Origin of the sequence: aff. Roholtiella sp. LEGE 12411, assembly GCF_015206995.1 — a bacterium.
Lineage (GTDB): Bacteria > Cyanobacteriota > Cyanobacteriia > Cyanobacteriales > Nostocaceae > Komarekiella.
The window spans coordinates 30,281-47,131 of the sequence record NZ_JADEXR010000022.1; the positions used below are offsets into that span (position 1 = coordinate 30,281).

Annotated in this window: 11 protein-coding genes; 2 read left to right on the forward strand and 9 right to left on the reverse strand. The window is 43.0% G+C overall.

Annotation, left to right across the window (positions count from 1 at the left end):
• Nucleotides 1-206 precede the first annotated feature (206 nt).
• The 5 genes from IQ246_RS07550 to IQ246_RS07570 all read right to left on the reverse strand — a co-directional run bounded on the left by IQ246_RS07550 (nucleotide 207) and on the right by IQ246_RS07570 (nucleotide 7,445).
• Nucleotides 207-1,592: an oligosaccharide flippase family protein gene (locus IQ246_RS07550; protein WP_194001615.1), complete on the reverse strand. Its 1,386-nt coding sequence runs from the start codon at nucleotides 1,590-1,592 to the stop codon at nucleotides 207-209.
• 97 nt (nucleotides 1,593-1,689) lie between these two features.
• Nucleotides 1,690-2,643 carry a glycosyltransferase family 2 protein gene (locus tag IQ246_RS07555; protein WP_194001617.1) on the reverse strand — a complete coding sequence of 318 codons (954 nt, stop codon included), beginning with the start codon at nucleotides 2,641-2,643 and terminating at the stop codon, nucleotides 1,690-1,692.
• 18 nt (nucleotides 2,644-2,661) lie between these two features.
• Nucleotides 2,662-3,837 (reverse strand): glycosyltransferase, encoded by a 1,176-nt coding sequence (locus tag IQ246_RS07560; RefSeq protein ID WP_194001619.1) that lies wholly within the window; start codon nucleotides 3,835-3,837, stop codon nucleotides 2,662-2,664.
• A 27-nt stretch (nucleotides 3,838-3,864) separates the two neighbouring features.
• Nucleotides 3,865-5,295 (reverse strand): O-antigen ligase, encoded by a 1,431-nt coding sequence (locus tag IQ246_RS07565; protein ID WP_194001621.1) that lies wholly within the window; start codon nucleotides 5,293-5,295, stop codon nucleotides 3,865-3,867.
• 2 nt (nucleotides 5,296-5,297) lie between these two features.
• A complete protein-coding gene (locus tag IQ246_RS07570; RefSeq protein WP_194001623.1) occupies nucleotides 5,298-7,445 on the reverse strand; it encodes a polysaccharide biosynthesis tyrosine autokinase in 2,148 nt (715 codons plus the stop codon).
• Between IQ246_RS07570 and IQ246_RS07575 the strand changes: the two genes are divergently transcribed.
• Complete coding sequence (locus IQ246_RS07575; RefSeq protein ID WP_244141955.1) at nucleotides 7,427-7,684, forward strand: hypothetical protein; 258 nt, start codon at nucleotides 7,427-7,429, stop codon at nucleotides 7,682-7,684. The two genes, IQ246_RS07570 and IQ246_RS07575, sit on opposite strands and share 19 nt — an antisense overlap.
• An 18-nt stretch (nucleotides 7,685-7,702) precedes the next feature.
• On the opposite strand, the gene IQ246_RS07580 is transcribed toward IQ246_RS07575, so the two are convergent.
• From IQ246_RS07580 to IQ246_RS07590, 3 genes are all read right to left on the reverse strand, one after another.
• On the reverse strand, nucleotides 7,703-8,893 hold the full coding sequence (locus tag IQ246_RS07580; protein WP_194001625.1) for a glycosyltransferase family 4 protein: 1,191 nt from the start codon (nucleotides 8,891-8,893) through the stop codon (nucleotides 7,703-7,705).
• A gap of 42 nt (nucleotides 8,894-8,935) precedes the next feature.
• Complete coding sequence (locus IQ246_RS07585; RefSeq protein WP_194001626.1) at nucleotides 8,936-10,147, reverse strand: glycosyltransferase; 1,212 nt, start codon at nucleotides 10,145-10,147, stop codon at nucleotides 8,936-8,938.
• A gap of 1,047 nt (nucleotides 10,148-11,194) precedes the next feature.
• Entirely contained in the window at nucleotides 11,195-13,870 is a 2,676-nt protein-coding gene (locus IQ246_RS07590; RefSeq protein ID WP_194001628.1) for a M1 family metallopeptidase, read from the reverse strand.
• A gap of 629 nt (nucleotides 13,871-14,499) precedes the next feature.
• On the opposite strand from IQ246_RS07590, the gene IQ246_RS07595 reads away from it, so the two are divergent.
• Nucleotides 14,500-16,188 (forward strand): DUF3352 domain-containing protein, encoded by a 1,689-nt coding sequence (locus IQ246_RS07595; protein ID WP_194001630.1) that lies wholly within the window; start codon nucleotides 14,500-14,502, stop codon nucleotides 16,186-16,188.
• Nucleotides 16,189-16,276: 88 nt separating this feature from the next.
• Here IQ246_RS07595 and mscL read toward each other — a convergent pair whose 3' ends face one another.
• A complete protein-coding gene (gene mscL / locus IQ246_RS07600) occupies nucleotides 16,277-16,708 on the reverse strand; it encodes a large conductance mechanosensitive channel protein MscL (protein ID WP_194001632.1) in 432 nt (143 codons plus the stop codon).
• Nucleotides 16,709-16,851: the final 143 nt, after the last annotated feature.

Below are 16,851 nucleotides of genomic sequence, written 5' to 3' on the forward strand. Positions count from 1 at the left end.
CAATAATTAAGTATTCGTCTTGCTCATCAGCTACATAGGGCAATAGTACTATTACTATCACCACTGGGAATGATTCACACACTAGGCTTTGATTATTGATTGATAGATTGCAGCGGCGAATAAGCGATCGCAGACAGAGCACTCAAAAAGACTGTAGTTGTTAATCAGAATGCTAATTCAAGATTGATTTACCTTTATCATCTACTCTAAGACTTCAATATTTTAAAATAGCCAATCAGGCTGTTTCTCTCTTTAATTGATATCAATGGAAGCAGTAACAACAAGCAAGATAGGTAACGGATTGAACCACTAAATGCACTCAAAATCAGAGCCGCAACCGAGATCATATACCAAATAAGTGCTTCAGTATAATTTAGACCCCCTACCTCTATTGCCATGTATAAGTGAAGAATAAAATAGCTGGCTAATGCACAGATTTCAGCCCAGCCATAACCAATCATCCCCAAGCGCGGCACTAGCAAAAACGCACTTCCCGCAAACAATACTACATGGACTAGATGAAACCAAGTCACTAGAAGATTTTTAGCCTGTAGATATAATACCGAGCGATGTAGGTTAAAAATGGCATGGGAAAGATAGCTCACACAAATAAACGGAAGTACTTGCAAAACTGGATTCCAATTTTTCCCAAAAACGAGCGTCAAGACTACAGGAGCCACTAGCGCAAACCCCGCCATTGGTAGCCCAACTGCCAAAACTTGCAGGCGCATTCCCTCTTGAATACTTTTGCGTATACGAGTTTTGTCATCTCCTAACCTAGGAAGTGCCACCATCGCAAGTCGCCAGGTTACTGCTTTAGCAAAAGAAAGCATTTCAACCAGGCGAATGCATAGAGCCACAAAAGCAACGGCTTCAGCGCCAGCGAAACGCCCCACAATAACTGGGTTGACTAACGTACGCAATTCCCAAATCCAAATCGAACTCGCATAGCCTAGTCCATACTCAAGCATTGTCCGAATTAAAGCTGGATTCCAAGATAAGCACAGCCGGAGATTGCTGCTCAAGTAATTTAGTGCCAATTGGCAACCTTGCTGTGTAAATAAGCCAAAAACGGGAGACCAAGCACCATATCCATGTAGTGCTAGTGGTATCGCTACGAGATAGTAGCTAATCTGGCTAAGTAACTCAATATATGCTATGCGGTGATAATTCAGGTCACGTTCCAGCTTTACCACCCAAGGCAGATTTAAGGTACTCAGAGGTATAGTTAAAGCTAAAGTTCCCACAAGCGGTGCAACTTCTGGAAGTCTCAGCAACTGAGCGATAATCTGTCTTCCCAGCACAAGACCGACGACACAGATAATATTAATACATAGCAAGAGAGTAAAAACTTGATTGTACTCATGTTGCTCTGGATTATTCTTTTTGCGAAGTAGATAAACATCTAGACCTGATGGAGCTAAACGGTAAAAGAAAATGACAATACCACTACTTGCTCCAAAAAATCCGTACTCAGTTGGCCCAATTACTCTAGTAATTAATATCACACCTACCAAGCTGAGTAATATACCCAAACTTTGGCGGATAAGCATGATAAATCCGCCTTTTAAGGCTTGATGGCGTAGTCCCATAATTACTTCCTATGTCGAGGGAAATTTTTCCGGTGATTGTGTCATTAATCGCCGATGGCAAATGGTGGGATATAGCGATCGCCTGTTTTTTGAGATATCACTGTGCAATAATTGATCGGATTTGCCGACGCACAGCGTAGATCAGTCCCAGCACTCTGCTAAAACCATCAGCTCCCAAACATTGCATAATTGCGATTGCTACACTCAGACGAATGCACTCACCAGAGTAGCGTAGCCGAGGATAATGGGCGATCGCTTGGGTACGAAAATATATTGCCTGTTGGCGATCGCTATTTTGTATGGCTTTCCAAGCTAAAAAGATACTTGCATAACCGTAGCTGCGGTTTTTTAAATACATTAGCTCCTGTGAAACCGATTGGAATAATTTCTCAATCATTCCAAAACCTTGTTCCAGCATCTGCCAGTTTTTCGTGGCATTATTAAGATGCTGTCGATAAGAAACTAGAGGTTCTTTAATTACAGCCAAGGGGTAACGAGCAGCAATCCGAACCCACATATCCCAGTCTTGAGAGTAGCGTAAGTTCCGATCAAATTCGCCGACAGTTTTCAAGCAATCATTGCGGACTATCACCGAAGAAGTAACAATTGTATTTTGCTTGAGTAATTGTTTTAAAGCATCACCTTCGGCATGAGATTTCATGACTCTGCCTGAAGACTTGCCTTGCCAATCAATTAACAACATATTCGTATGTACCAAGCCTATTTCTGGGTTATCTTCCAGACAATGCACTTGTTTTTCTAGCTTAGTTGGCTCCCACAGATCATCGGCATCTAAAAACGCTATATACTCGCCTTGTGCCTGAGAAATGCCTGTGTTCCGTGCCACCGATGCACCCCGATTTTGTTGCACAATCAACTTGACTCGCGAGTCTACTAGTTCACCTGCCCATTGCACAATATTGTCTGTACTACCATCATCAATAATTAGTACTTCAAAATCTGTAAAAGTCTGCTGTAAGACACTTTTTAAAGTTTCCGGCAGATAAGTCATGGCATTGTAGGCGGGAACAATCACAGAAACTTTTGGCATAATATCAAGCTCATCAAACTAGGATTTTCTAGACTGAAGAATTGTCTTTAAAATGACATCGCGGTAGTGCAAAGCAACAGCCTCCCAGCTAAAACGTGAGCCAATCCGTCTAGCTTTTTGTTGCCAATTTCCACTCAAGACTTTGGCAATAGCAGTAGCATAGCTACCTATATCTGTGACATCGCAGAGAATTCCAGCATCTGCAACAACATGGCGACGCATTTCATCATCTGTGGCGACTACTGGTAAACCACTAGCCATTGCTTCCAAATAAGAAAGCGCACATGGTTCATTAATGGAAGGTAGAGTGAATGCATTTGCACTGCGATAAACTTTGGGCATTTGCTCAGCAGGAAATGTTCTGATTGCAAAGCGATCGCTTCCTAATAATTTCTCACCTAAAGATTGAAAGTAGGCTCGATCAGGGCCATCTCCACAAATGAGAAAACTGACTTGTGGTAAGGACGCAACTGCCTGAATTGCTAATTCTACTCGCTTGTGTCCGTCACGGTTGAGAGAAGCTACACATAGAACCAGAGGTTTGCTTAAACCCAAAGCCATCTTTTCTCCTTCAGGTGAAAAGCGGTTAGTATCTACGCCGTTGAGAATAATGCTGGTAGCTTGGGAAGGTTGTAAAGTGCGGGCAAAATCAGCCATCGTTTTTGAAAAAACTACGAGATGATCGGGGCGGAATCGCAAATTGCGTGCAAGCGATCGCCCTTGATTTAGCAATCCAGTATGTTCGGTATAAACAATCGGCGTACCAATCAGGGCGCGGACAAAAGCTGCCATTGCTAAGCCCCCGTAATCATTGCAAGGAAAAATCAGATCAGCTGGGTGTTGCAGCAATCGTGTAGCACAAGGCAAAAAGCTAGTCAAGTGTTCAATAACGATGTCAGGATGAGGAGAAAAACGTCTCATTACCGAAGCGATCGACAAATAATTGAGAATCTGACGCGCCTTTGTGCGAGGAATGCCACCAGCCGGATAATAAAAAGGGCTACAGGGTGCGCCTGCTAATAATTCCACCTCAAAGTCAGCGTTGAGGCTACGAGCAAGTTCAATGGCAAATATTTCTGAGCCACCACTCCAGTTAACCCCTGCACTCGGATGCACCAAAACTACTCGATAGGGTCGTTGATGTCGTGCTGTCAATTGGGTATGATTGCTAGAGTCAATCAAGCGCTGGGTCATTTTGCGTATGTGATTGCTATAGAGGTTTTACTCAGCCACAAAGTTGTCCAGAAGCTTTAGTTGATTCCAGTCCCAAGCAGTAACCGCAAACAGAGTCCACCAATAGAAAAAGAAAGTTGTGTGAGTCCAAATATTCTCCGTAATCATACCGACTATTATGGACAGAAGCATAGCTAACAATACCCAGCACAGCTTTTGCTGAGCCATGCTTCGGGAGGTGCGCTGGAGTAAGTGAATCAAATGTGTAACCTGAATACCAAGAAAGGCTATAAAAACTAAAAAACCTACGACTCCACCCTCTGCTAAAGTCATCAGATAATCATTGTGAGCATAGTTATTGTAAATAGTTAAATGGCGGCTAGTCGCCAGACCATAACCAAAGATCGGAGACTGCTCCCAAGCCTTTAGCAGATAAGTCCACTGTGATAACCGCCAGTTAAAACTGTTGTAATCTCCCTGTGCTAGAAGAATCGCTCGTGATATATCCATATCTGGATTAAAGAGCGGTGTTTGAGCTAAGGAACTAAGGCGTTGTTGTCCAAACTCTGTACTAGCAAACAGAGCAATGACTATACCAAATAACAATGCTCCACCAATCAGATTAATCATGCTTAATCTTGGTGCAATCAAAACCAGAATAAAAACGCCCAGCATCATCAAAGCAAATAGGGCTTTAGTACTCACATAAAAAAAGCAGAGTAAACCAAGTAACACTAGCCAAGGCCAACGCTGCTGCGACTGACTTATTTTCCAATAAGTCAAACCAATGAATAGCAACAAAAAAGTGGCGAAGGTATTGGAAAGACCAAGAGTACCGTTAATCCGGGAAATCTCTCCCAGAATTGGGTCTTGAGTTCCTCTGAGTATGGCTGGTAAGAGCGAAACAGGAAGGATCGTCTGCATCATTGCTGCTGTTAGGGGTATGACCAGAGCAAAAAATAGTGCAGAGACTATCTTTTGCGGATGAACTCGGTCTTTGAGCTGCATCACCAGCAAGTAGACCATCAGCCAGGAAAAAAGACGTACCCACTCGCGTACGCTATCTCGCCAAACACCAGTATGAAGCCACTGTCCTCCCAGAGGTATGAGTATCACCCATAAGCCCTGTAGAGCTACCCAGCCCGCAAACAACCACCAGAACCGATCAGTACGGACTGGCCGACCGACCAATAATGTTGCCACCACATAAAGTAAAGTTAGAACATTAATACCAATAGCAAACGCCGCTGGTATTTGCTGATCAGAGAAAGGATCGAGAGCGCTACGCACGATTAATAGACCAATAACCGCTTGCTCAAATTTGGTAAAGAAGTAGAAAACTAAGGGTACTGCGATCGCAACTAAACCCAGGTAAGCAGGCCGAACACTGGCAAGGAAGCCTGCAAATATACCAATCCCCAGACCTGCTAATACAATCGAGAGTGTTACTAGAGAACTTGCGCGTTGATTAGTCAACATCGTCATTTAGACCTTGAACCGTTAAACGAATTGGTAGTACTCCCCAAAGCGGTTAAACGTTTGAGAGGACGGGAGAAATACCGATAAGACTTTTCAATTTGCTCTGTCGTACCATTGATTACTACTCCCAAAATCGGTATACGATTTTGTGTAAGTTCTGATATAGCTTTTTGCAGTGATTCCTTGAGTGTGAAACTGGGGCGTGTAACCAGCATGATACCGTCGCTATAACGACTTAAAGTAGCAGCATCCGCGCTAACACTAAGTGAAGAAGTGTCTATAATCACAAAATCATATTTAGCAGTAGCTTCTACAATCAGTGACTTAATTGCTTCTGACTCTAGTAACTGCGAAGGACGTCCATATAATTCACCACAAGTTAACACTGAGAGATTCTTGATATCGTTTATCGGTTGCACTGCATCTAGTAGGGATTGATGCCCGTTAAGCACATCCATAATCCCCGGCTTGGGAGCTAAGTTGAACAGCTTGTGTTGCATGGGGCGGTGCAAATCTGCATCCACGATCAATGTCCGCCTAGATAACATGGCACAGATGGCTGCTAGGTGCGAAACCACTACGGATTTCCCCTCGCCAGATTGAGTGCTACTAATCACAATGCTCCGCAACTTCTTAGAGCTGCGAAACTCCAAGGTTTTCAGCAGCATCCGGTAAGGTTCAACTAAAGCAATATCATCTAAGAAATTTTCTGATGCTTGCAGGCTAAGGGTTGATTCCGGTAGGGTGGGCAATGCTCCTAGCAAGGGTGTTTTCAGTAGTTCCTCAGCTTCTGAAGCATCATGGAGTGTCTTATCCATCGCCTCCAATAGCAGTACTACGATAATGGCTAAGATAGCTGCCAATACAGCGGCTAGTAGGAGCACAATAAGAGGTTTGGGGTAAGTGGCAGAAGTCGCTGGCTTCGCCTCTTCGATAATGCGGATGTTACCAACCAGTTGCGCTTCTGCAATACGTGCTTCTTCTAGTTTACTTTGCAACAACTTGAGGGATTCAGCTGCTTCTTCGCGTTGGCGGGTGAGTACAGTTAGCGGTTGCTGTTGAATTGGGAGTTGTGCTAGGCGAGCTTGGAGGTTGGCTTTCACAGACTGAACAACTCGTAGTTTATTCTCTACTGTCAAACGTTCAATCTCATTGGAGATCAGTTCAGAAGTGAGATTCTGGCTAAGGGAGTCAGATGCAATTCTGCTAGGAGAAATAGCAGGATTTCCAGGTGAGAGACGAGCTAGTTCTTTAGTGTACAAAGCCCGGACATCTCCCTGGTTCTCAAGCAGTGTAATCACAGTGGGATGGTTTTCTGTAAAGCGCAAACGAGCATCGATAAGTTGCGTTCCTAAGTCTGCCAATTTGGCGCGTAACTTTTGGAGTTGTTCATCTTGACCACCGCGTACAGATGCATAAGCATTGTTGAGGGTTGTGGTGGAGGTAATTTGTCGTAGGGATGCGTCGCGCGATCGCGCCCCTTGGAGTTGACCCGCTAGAGTCCGCTCCTGATCCTCCAGATTGGCTAAACTATTGACTAAACTTTTGCTTTGGTCGTCAAAGGAGATGATCCCACTGGCTTGTCTATATCTGTTTTCTACAACTTCTGCCTGTTGCAGCCGCAGTCGAGCTGTTGGTACTTCTTTTGCCAAGAAATTCCGTACGCTTGCGGCTTCTTTACGGATCTGTTCTGCACTTTCCTCAACCATTGTTTGAGAAACAGCATTGACGAGTTTTGCAGCCATAATTGGGTCTTGGGCTTGGTAGCTCAAAACCAAGATATTCGTAGCTGGGACGATTTTTACTCGCAAATCTTGACTGAATTGCTTGATTGTGGTTTGGCTTTGAGGCTCGGAAAAAACCTTCGCTAGCGATCGCTCTAAAACAGGTTGCGATTTGGCTAATTCAGCTTGATCGGCTAATGGGCTGGGGCCACCAGGTATACCCACAGGCACTTGGGTGAGGTCACGTCCCAAATCGGAAACACTTACCCTCTTATCATCAAGCATCAGTCGTGCTGATGCTTGATACATACGTGGGGCAAAAGTTAGGTAAACAACTGCACCCCCAATTACGGCAGCAAATGTAGCCAAGGCTGGCAAACTTCGCCGCTTCAAAACCGTTGGTAAGGATGAAAAGCCTTTCTCCATTACATATACCTTTGTGTCATTGGGGATTGGGAATTGGGAATTGGGGATTGGGGATTGGGAATTGGGGATTGGGGATTGGGCATTGGGAATTGGGAATTGGGGATTGGGCATTGGGAATTGGGGATTGGGGATTGGGGATTGGGCATTGGGGATTGGGCATTGGGCATTGGGCATTGGTTAATCGTCCTTTGCAGTTGCAGTTGCAGTTAACAATTGGACAAATGACTAATGACAAATGACTAATGACTATTTGGAACCTATTTTTTACCAATAAACCCAACAAGTTTGCTAATACTAGGCTCCGATACACCTACTGGCTCAGGCGAATTCAGAATTGTTGTATATAGTTTTAAGGTTTCAGAAGTAATGTGATCCCAACTATATTGAAGCTGCACGTATCTTTGTGCATTCTTAGCCATTGTTGCCATTTCCATCGGGTGATTAATTGCCCAGTCTAAGGAACTAATACAAGAGTCTAGATTTCCTGCTGTAAAAAGCATCCCTTGCCGATCACTAATTAATTGCTGGTGGGCTGGGATGTTGCTGGCCAGCACCGGTATACCTTCGCGCATCGCTTCTAACATTGCCAAAGGTAGTCCTTCCACGTCAGAAGGTAGGACAAATAACCCTGCTCCCCGAACGATTTCCCAGAGACGAGAACGTTGGAGTTCGCCTGCGAATAAGATGTTTTGATCGGTGGCAACTTTCTCTAATAGCTTTGCAGCGAAGGATTTAGTATCGCTGATACCTCCAGCTAGAACTAGTTTCCATCCAGCTGGCTTTAGAGCACGGAAGGCTTCAATTAGCAAGTCGGGACGCTTTTCTGGTACAAGTCTGCCCAAAAAGAGAATGTAGCGCCCCTTTGTCAAACCAAGGGATGCACCGTAGGCGAAGTTTGGGTCTGACGCACTGTAGCTGGCGGGAGCGTTAGGGATGTAGACTGTATCCCGTCCGTAGGTTTGGAGAAAGTAAGATTTTAGGTCTTTTGATACCACAATTAGCCCGTGGGCAAAGCGTACTGCTGCTTTTTCCCCCATCAGAATTAAGTGACTGGAAAAATTGCCCCATTTGGCGCGTTGCCAGTCTAACCCCTGACAGCTAACTACAACTTTTACAGAAGTGGTAATTTTGGGTAAACAAGTAAATAGAGATGGCCCTAGAGCATGAAAATGAACAATATCATATTGCTGGACACAAGAAGCGATCGCTCCTAGCGCTGAAGTCATAAAGGCATCAAGACCACGCAAATGCCAATCTGGTAAGGGGATGACTCGCACACCCCAATAATCATAATGGTCAAACCAAGAACAGTCGGTATAAGAAGACCGGGCGAATAAATCAACACAATGACCCTGCGCGACCATGCGAGGATACACTTCTGCACAATAATGCTCAATTCCTCCCTGTTTAGGAGGCAAACCTTTCGCACCAATGACGGCTATTTTCATGGCATCAGTTCTTTTCTCAAAATGGTTCATCTAGTCTAGTGATCAGCTAACAGCCGAGTTGCCTACCAACTCCCAACGATTTAGCATTTTGCTATAAAAACCCTGGATAATAGTGCGGGCAGCATAGGGCTGTGCAGTTCCTATACAGGAAGCACTTGGGTAATTTTCCGGATGCAGTATTACTTGGCGTAAGGCATCTGCTACACACTCTGGTGTACGGTGCTCACAAACAACTCCACTGTCAGCAGCCAACAATTTTGGGGTTTCACCACATCTAGTTGTCACTACTGGTGTCCCACTGGCCAAGGCTTCCAAAACCACCAAAGGTAGACCTTCATAAGCACTGCTAAGAGCAAAAATATTGCTGATCCGATGTAACTTTGCCAGTTCCTCTATTGCAACTGCCCCCAACATCGTCACCCGACCAGACAATCCCAACCGACCAATTTCCGCACGTATTTCCGTCGCTAACTCCCCATCACCCACTATTAAAAGATGAGTCTGCGGTTGATTCAAAGCAGCAAACCCACGTACTAGCAGCACTGGATCTTTTTGCGGATGCAGCCGACCTGCAAACAGAATAAAACGTGTTTCCTCGTCTAGACCCAGCTTGAGAGCCAGTTGACGCCGATAGGCTTGCCGTTGTGCCTGGCTCAAGGAGTAGAAAATTTCGTTGTCAAACGAATTTTTGATGTATGCAACACGGTCTTGCACCGAGGGGTAACGCTGTTTGTAAAATTCTGCTGCATCGGTATTGCATGAAAGAATTTGGCTAAATTGACGAACTAATAAACTTTCAAGAGCAAAATATGCTGCGGGAAATCTTCGCCATAGAATCGCCTTTTGCTCACCGGCAGCTTGCATCTGCGTGTGAATATCATTATGGATAAACAGAGTTTTTTCTCCATGCCAATTCCACGCTGCCAAGCTTGGTTCTAGCCGATGAAAATGCATAAAATCTGAGGACAAGCAACGTCCTAAAAGGGCAGCCGTATACTTGAGTGTGGTGGGTATCAAACTTCTAAAATTATCATTTTTCAAGGAAAATAAAGGCAGAAAGCTAATTTCTCTACCTGCAAATTCTGCTGCTTGCCACTTGAAAGTAAGTTGATTTTCGTCTCCTGTTCCTACAAGCCGCACTTCAAATTCGTTGGGTGCATATTTGATAAAGGTCTTGATTAGTGTCTGAATTCCTCCAATACTGGTGTTCCAAGGATTGAATTGGTAAAAAATTGTTAGAATCGGTTTACGCATGAAGACAACCCTGCACAACTTGCGTGCAAACACTCAGATGTATTTCTACCGTCAACAACGTGAGTTTGATAAGCAAAATAACCTTCAAACCTTTGTAAAATCTTCTTCTTTAGCGTGAGCTTAAACGCGTATTACAAAGTAGAACCCTTACTCTCAAGAAGAACTCGTAGATGCTACAGATACTTGCTTTAACTCTGAAAGAGTAACGCAGTATCCAACTGAGAGCAGCTTCTCATTAGTTAGGGTAAAGGCTTGTGGTGTGGTCAGATATCACACACTTTTTAGTCAACAAGGTTGGACTATTGAGAATAATCTCAATACATTAACTAATTGACACTAAATGTGCGATCTGAATTTAGGAATTCTTTTCAGAAAAGCCTTTCGGCTTTGAGTCGAACTCACGTTCAATAAAGACCGAGATAATCTTTGTTGTATCTACATCAGAATCTAATTACCTCTTCAATTTGTTGTATTTCTAAAGGTAGATATCAGGTGGTAAATCAAATATTCTCTGTATTCACAATAACTTTTAAATACAAACCCACAGCTAGCCTGATCCCAAGCTGCAAAACTCAAACGCTCACAAAGTTAAGCAAAACGTAAAAGGGACTGGGGAGCAGGGTTGAATTAAGTAAAAAACTATAAATGTATCTTTTTTAACTTCGACTATCCAAAAACTCTATTAGTGAGTGTTGAGCATAACCACAGGACTTACGCAACTGGCATATTATTTTAAGTTCGTAGTAAGGACTTTAGTCCTTATTTTGAGGACTAAAGTCCTCACTACAAACAATTGAGATTTTTGTGGCACTTGCGTAAGTCCTGAACTAATCTTAGTAAGCATAGTATTTATCTGTAGTTTAATTTTTATTAAATTAATTTTTAATAGATGGTAAATGTTAATAACTTTTAGATTGATTATTTTTGGCAAACTTATAGTAGAAGTTGTAATGCAAAGTATAACTATAGTAATTGGTAACAGTGGTAAAAAATTACCAATTACCAAATAGCTACTTTTAATTACACTTATCTACTGATGTGGCCGTGCTACTTAGATTTTGCTTCTAAGTTTTCTAAGCGACTTCTAAGCTCCTGATTTTGTTGTTTGAGTTGGTCAAATTCCTCACACAACTGACGCAGCGTTTGTTCTGAACCAATGTTCTTTTGTACCCTAGAAATTTCTTCTTCGGCATAGCGACGCACACGTCCATCAGCTGTTTGATCGGCTAGGGATCGCAAAATTCTCGATGCTTTGGGGGTTTCCATTTGCCCTAATCCTGCGGCTACAGCGATTTGCGTTAAAAAGAAGGTTTCCTTTGCAAGTTCTGATAATCTTTCTAAAATCCGTTGCAAATTGACCGGACTTTGACCTCCAGAAATCTTTCCCAAAGCTCGAATGGCAGCTAGACGCAAGGGTTGAGGTACACCGAGTTTGGTATATTCTATCAGCAGATTTAAAGCTACTTCCGAGGTTTTGAATTCAGCTAAGCCTGCGATCGCACCACTCCGCACTACTTCATTCCAACCCGCTTTTTCTTCTAAAACTGATTTCAGCAGCTTTAGCACCTTATCTTCCTTGGGCTTTTCTTCTAAGTTAGCAGATGCGTGGGCGAAGCCCGTCGCAGACATCGCTCCAATACTGCGAGATGCCATTGCTTCTACATAGTAGCTGGGATCGCCCTTCTGTACGAGATTTTTCATAGCTTTATAGCTTTCAGGGGTTTTGATTTGAGCAAGTGCTTCCACTACAGATCGTCGCACGATAGCATTTTTATCTTTTAACCCAGGAACTAACCCATCAAAGACTTGATCTAATTTGATTTCTGCGAGTTGTTTAGCTGCTTCTACACGCATCCCCCAGAATTGATCATTTTTCAGTGACGCAGATAATGCTTTAGTTGCTTCTAACCCACCTTTTTTAGCTAAAGCTTCCGCTGCATAGATGCGAGAAATTGGGTTGGGATCAAATGCTAACTGTGCTTTTAATTCCGGTACTGGATACTCCAAAGATACTGTTTTTAAGTAATTATTCCCAACATCAAAACTGATAAATTGGGGTTTGTTTTCTAGTGGGAAGTAGAAGCTTTGTTCGCGTTCATTCACCCGCACAGTAAAAGTCCTGAGTGCTGAATTATCTAAGTTCAGTTCAGCAGCTTCCACTGCTCTGACTTCTCCCTGAGTGCTGAGTTTGGCAGCTGAATCCTGCTGTACATAGCCAAAACCTATGGGTATTCTCAGATCAAATAAATCCTTACTACCATTTTTATCTGCTGCTGCTTGGGTTTGAGTTACTGTAACTTTTGCTAAGTTAGCATCTCCATCCCAAGAATAAGCGACTTTAAAATCGGGATGACCACCACGATAAACATATTGGTCAAAAAGAAACAATAGATTACGTCCGGTTGCTTTTTCAATTGACCTGAGTAAGTCTATTGTTTCTACGGTTTTGTGAGCATTATCTTGGATGAATGTTTGAATTGCTTGCCAAAACAATTCATCTCCTAATTCCGCCCGAATCATGTGATAAACACAAGATCCTTTTTCGTAGATGTGGCGATCGTAAAGTTCAATGGCTTCCCGGTAAACGTGCGTTACCATTGGACGGCGGTAGCGGCTGCTATCTTCACTAAGGTAACGACGAGCTTCCAATAAACGATAGTAAGCTGCTTCTTGTAGACTATATTCGTGTTCTGTCCACATCACCTCAGAGTAAGAAGCCATCCCTTCTTTAATCCAAGCATGAGACCAATGCTTAATCACCACCAAATCACCAAACCACTGGTGCGCGAGTTCGTGAACAACTAAACTTTCTGTATTGCGGTTATCTATAGCAGCACGTTCATCTAACAAGCATCTATCTGTGAGCAGAGTTGCGGAAGTATTTTCCATCCCGCCAAAGATGAAGTCATCGACACAAACTTGGGCGTATTTCGGAAAAGGGTATGGATAACCATACTTTTCACTCAAAAATTCGATCATACGGGGAGTTTTGCCCATGCTGCGTTTGGCATCTTCCTCCCGTCCCTTTTCCACGTAGTAAGTGACGGGTTTACCTTTCCACTGCTCCTGAATTTCAGCAAAGTCTCCTACTGCCAGAGTCATCAAGTAGGTAGGATGAACTTGCTGCTGTGACCAATGGTAGATTTTGTCATTACCATCTTCTGCGGTGTCAATAAGTTCGCCATTGGAAATGGCAATGAGAGGTTTGGGAACGCGGACGCGAATTTCTGAAGTAGAAAGTTGACCTGGATAGTCAAAGCAAGGAAACCAGAAGCGAGAGTCTTCGTCTTCTCCTTGAGTCCACACTTGGGTGGGCTTGTTTGGGTAGTTTTTATCTGGTTGAATAAAGTAAATACCGCGTTGTGGTTTTGCCACAGAGTAGGCGATCGCAATCAATAAGTGTTTCTCAATTTGCGTCGTCTCAGAAAGTTGGATGGAAAGCTGTTCTCCATCGTAGTCAAAATTTTGCGGCACCTTGTCAACTTGAACAGATTCGATATTCAGGTTGACAGCATCCAAAGTCAAACGCTCAATACCATTACGTATTGGCAACAGACGAATACTACAATTGCCGTGGTAGCTTTGGTTAGGGATATCCAAGCTAATATCTAGAAAAATATGCTCTACTTGTCCGGGGCGATCGGGATTGTAGTGTGGTCTTGCCCCCGGTAACTCAAAAGATTTGTGTCCGTTATTCTCTGTATCAAAATAAGACTGCGACATTGATCCTTACTGACCTACCTTGTAATCCTGAAAAGTCTGGCTGAATGTAATTAAGAACAATAGCGGTATCGGGTGTATTTCTCAAATCAACAGGGCGTATTAGGGTAAAAACTCCCTTCTGAGGTTGGGGATTTGAATCAATATCTCCCGAATTTCCGATTTTTGACAACGAGACGCTTCTCTACGAAACGCTCTGGGTGGCTTGCTTATTTGCAGCGTACGCGTCCACAGAGGAAGCCTCTGCCTTGACTTCTCTCCATATCCCTCCCATAGCTATTTTTCCTAATGTAAGCTGTTATTTTGCACTCTTTTGTCATCGGGTCAAGAGTTTCTTGCACCTCAATAAGTCTTTATTAAGTACAAATACTCCTTAGTATGCTTATAACTTAGGATAGCTTGCCGTTGTTGAACGGACTATTTTTTTTGAGATGAACAACATATCATTTGCGGATTCGCTCCTCATCCCATTGAAGTATTTTTTAGAGTAATTCCACATCGCTAGTTTGTAGGACTACTAATTTTATCAGTAAATACCGATCAATTAGTAAAAATTATTAATAAATCCGAAAACTCTACAATGACGCTTGTATAAATGTCGGTGACAACTTGAGGAAAAGAGGATAAGAAGAATGCCCGAAAATAAATCAAAGTTTTTAGTTCCTGCTGTTGCCGCTGCTGTAGTTGTGGCAGGAAGTGTAGCAGCTTATATGTATTTTAAAGGCCCATTAGGGGATAGTTCTGGCGCTCTGGACAGCGCTAAAGTGATACCTTCAACAGCATTGTTTGCAACTTATATTACCACTGATTCTCAAGCTTGGGCAAAGTTGCAGCAGTTTGGTACTCCAGAAGCGCAAAAGTTAGTGGCAAAAGGTCTGGAAGACTTCAATAAAGACATGTTCCCTGATAGTAACATTTCCTACGAAAAAGACATAAAACCTTGGGTTGGTGGTGTAATGATTGCTGTACTGCCACCAAATCCAACCAAACCAGCGCAACAGAAAGGGCCTTCTGGCGCACCTAATACACCAATAAATATACAGCAGGAACCCAATATCCTGATGGTTGTAGGTATTAAAGACAAACTAAGTGCCTTAAATTTTGCTAATAAATTAAAGTCGCAAAAAGGAGTCAAAATCCAGGAATCTGACTACCAAGGTCAAAAAATTACAGAAACTATAGAAAATGGTAAACCGACATACAGTGTTGTTTTGAATAATAGCCATGTGGTATTTTCTCCCGAAAAGCAAGCTGTAGAAAAGGCAATCGACACCTTTAAAGGGCAGCCCTCCTTTGCCAGTAAAGAAGGTGCAAGTAGCATTATTGCCAAAAGTGTGGATGTCAAAAACACGCTGGCTCAAATTTATGTCCCGGACTATGCCGGCATGGTACAGCAATTGCTAGCTCAAAGTCCGCAGGGGACAAAGTTACCGCCACAAACCCTGACGCAACTGAAGCAGGTGAAATCGATGGTGGCGGGTATTGGTGTTGATGATGCAGGAGTGCGGGTAAAAGCGATCGCCAATTTAGACCCGCAACTTAGCAAATTCCAATATCAAACGACTCCCGCGAAGATAGTAGGGCAATTTCCCACTGAGACTTTTGCTTTAGTTAGTGGACAGGGCATCAGCAGTGGCTGGCAAACGCTAGTAGAACAGTCAAAGGATTACCCGGAATTTAAGCAAGTAGTAGAACAGGCACGTGGGCAATTGAAATTGGTCAATATTGACCTAGATAAAGAGGTTTTTGGATGGATGAATGGGGAATTTGCCTTCGCTGCTATTCCATCCGATCAGGGTGTGTTGAAGAGTGTTGGTTTTGGAGGAGCTTTAGTATTTGATACTAGCGATCGCAAAACAGCAGAAGGCACCTTCACGAAATTGGATACCCTCGCCAAAACACAACAAATCAATATCGCCAAAAGAAATATCGGTGGTAAAGACGTAACTGAATGGCAAATACCCCAACAAGGAGCTTTATTAGCGCATGGTTGGCTGGATCAAGATACCTTATTTGTGGCTATTGGTGGCCCTGTTGCTGAGGCCGTTGCAGATCGCAAAAGTCAATCTCTTGACAATAGCGACACTTTCAAAAATATTACTGGTTCTTTACAAAAGCCCAACGGCGGTTATTTCTACTTAGACATGGATAAAACTTTATCCTTGGTAAATCGTTTTGCGGCACAAGGTCAACCCATTGCGCCTGAAGCCAATGCCATCCTGACTTCCATTCGTGGTCTTGGTGTTACTGCTACTAGCCCGGATAAATCCACTAGTGAATTGGAGATGTTGTTAGCTCTCAAACCAAATACTACAAAATAGGAGAATTAAGGATTAGGGATCAAATATTGAGTATTAAAAAAGAATTCAGTTCCTATATTCTTTCCAGTCCCTAATCCCGAATCTACACTTATAAAATCTGATTATTCCGAGATTCCAAGGTCTGTGTCAGTCTATCCAACGCACCAGTCAATCTTTCCTGCGCTACAAGGTTAGAGTCTGGTGGAGAATCACCAGCGACTTCTTCTTGCCTCTTGAATCGTTGTAAGGCTTGAATTACTAAAAATAAAATCAAAGCAAGGATTAGAAAGTCAACTATTGAGCCGAGAAACTTACCGATCGCGATTCCCGGCCCAATGGTGATTGTTCTCCAGTCTTTGCCACTCAAACTCACCAAGGGGTTAATTAATGGCATGATCACATCCTCTACAAAGGAGGTGATAATCTTGCCAAAAGCACTACCAATAATCACAGCGATCGCCAAGTCAACTACATTGCCTTTGAGAGCAAATTCTTGAAAATCTCTTAAAAAGCCACTTGCCCTTCTTCTTGCTCTTGCCATAATCTTGTATCGATAAGTTTGTAGTAGTCTTCTTGTAAATGACACTTACGCTCTTGCCATCTCTGCTGAGATAGATTTTGTTAAGTACCGAAATTTTACCAGTCTTGAATAAATTTCTCTGATAAAAATATATTCGATATCAG

What these genes read in the sequence shown, in the direction of transcription:
- IQ246_RS07550 (WP_194001615.1), bottom strand. Translation starts at nt 1,592, where the DNA reads ATGGGACTACGCCATCAAGCCTTAAAAGGCGGATTTATCATGCTTATC.
- IQ246_RS07555 (WP_194001617.1), bottom strand. Translation starts at nt 2,643, where the DNA reads ATGCCAAAAGTTTCTGTGATTGTTCCCGCCTACAATGCCATGACTTAT.
- IQ246_RS07560 (WP_194001619.1), bottom strand. Translation starts at nt 3,837, where the DNA reads ATGACCCAGCGCTTGATTGACTCTAGCAATCATACCCAATTGACAGCA.
- IQ246_RS07565 (WP_194001621.1), bottom strand. Translation starts at nt 5,295, where the DNA reads ATGTTGACTAATCAACGCGCAAGTTCTCTAGTAACACTCTCGATTGTA.
- IQ246_RS07575 (WP_244141955.1), top strand. Translation starts at nt 7,427, where the DNA reads ATGAAAAGCCTTTCTCCATTACATATACCTTTGTGTCATTGGGGATTG.
- IQ246_RS07570 (WP_194001623.1), bottom strand. Translation starts at nt 7,445, where the DNA reads ATGGAGAAAGGCTTTTCATCCTTACCAACGGTTTTGAAGCGGCGAAGT.
- IQ246_RS07580 (WP_194001625.1), bottom strand. Translation starts at nt 8,893, where the DNA reads ATGAAAATAGCCGTCATTGGTGCGAAAGGTTTGCCTCCTAAACAGGGA.
- IQ246_RS07585 (WP_194001626.1), bottom strand. Translation starts at nt 10,147, where the DNA reads ATGCGTAAACCGATTCTAACAATTTTTTACCAATTCAATCCTTGGAAC.
- IQ246_RS07590 (WP_194001628.1), bottom strand. Translation starts at nt 13,870, where the DNA reads ATGTCGCAGTCTTATTTTGATACAGAGAATAACGGACACAAATCTTTT.
- IQ246_RS07595 (WP_194001630.1), top strand. Translation starts at nt 14,500, where the DNA reads ATGCCCGAAAATAAATCAAAGTTTTTAGTTCCTGCTGTTGCCGCTGCT.
- mscL (WP_194001632.1), bottom strand. Translation starts at nt 16,708, where the DNA reads ATGGCAAGAGCAAGAAGAAGGGCAAGTGGCTTTTTAAGAGATTTTCAA.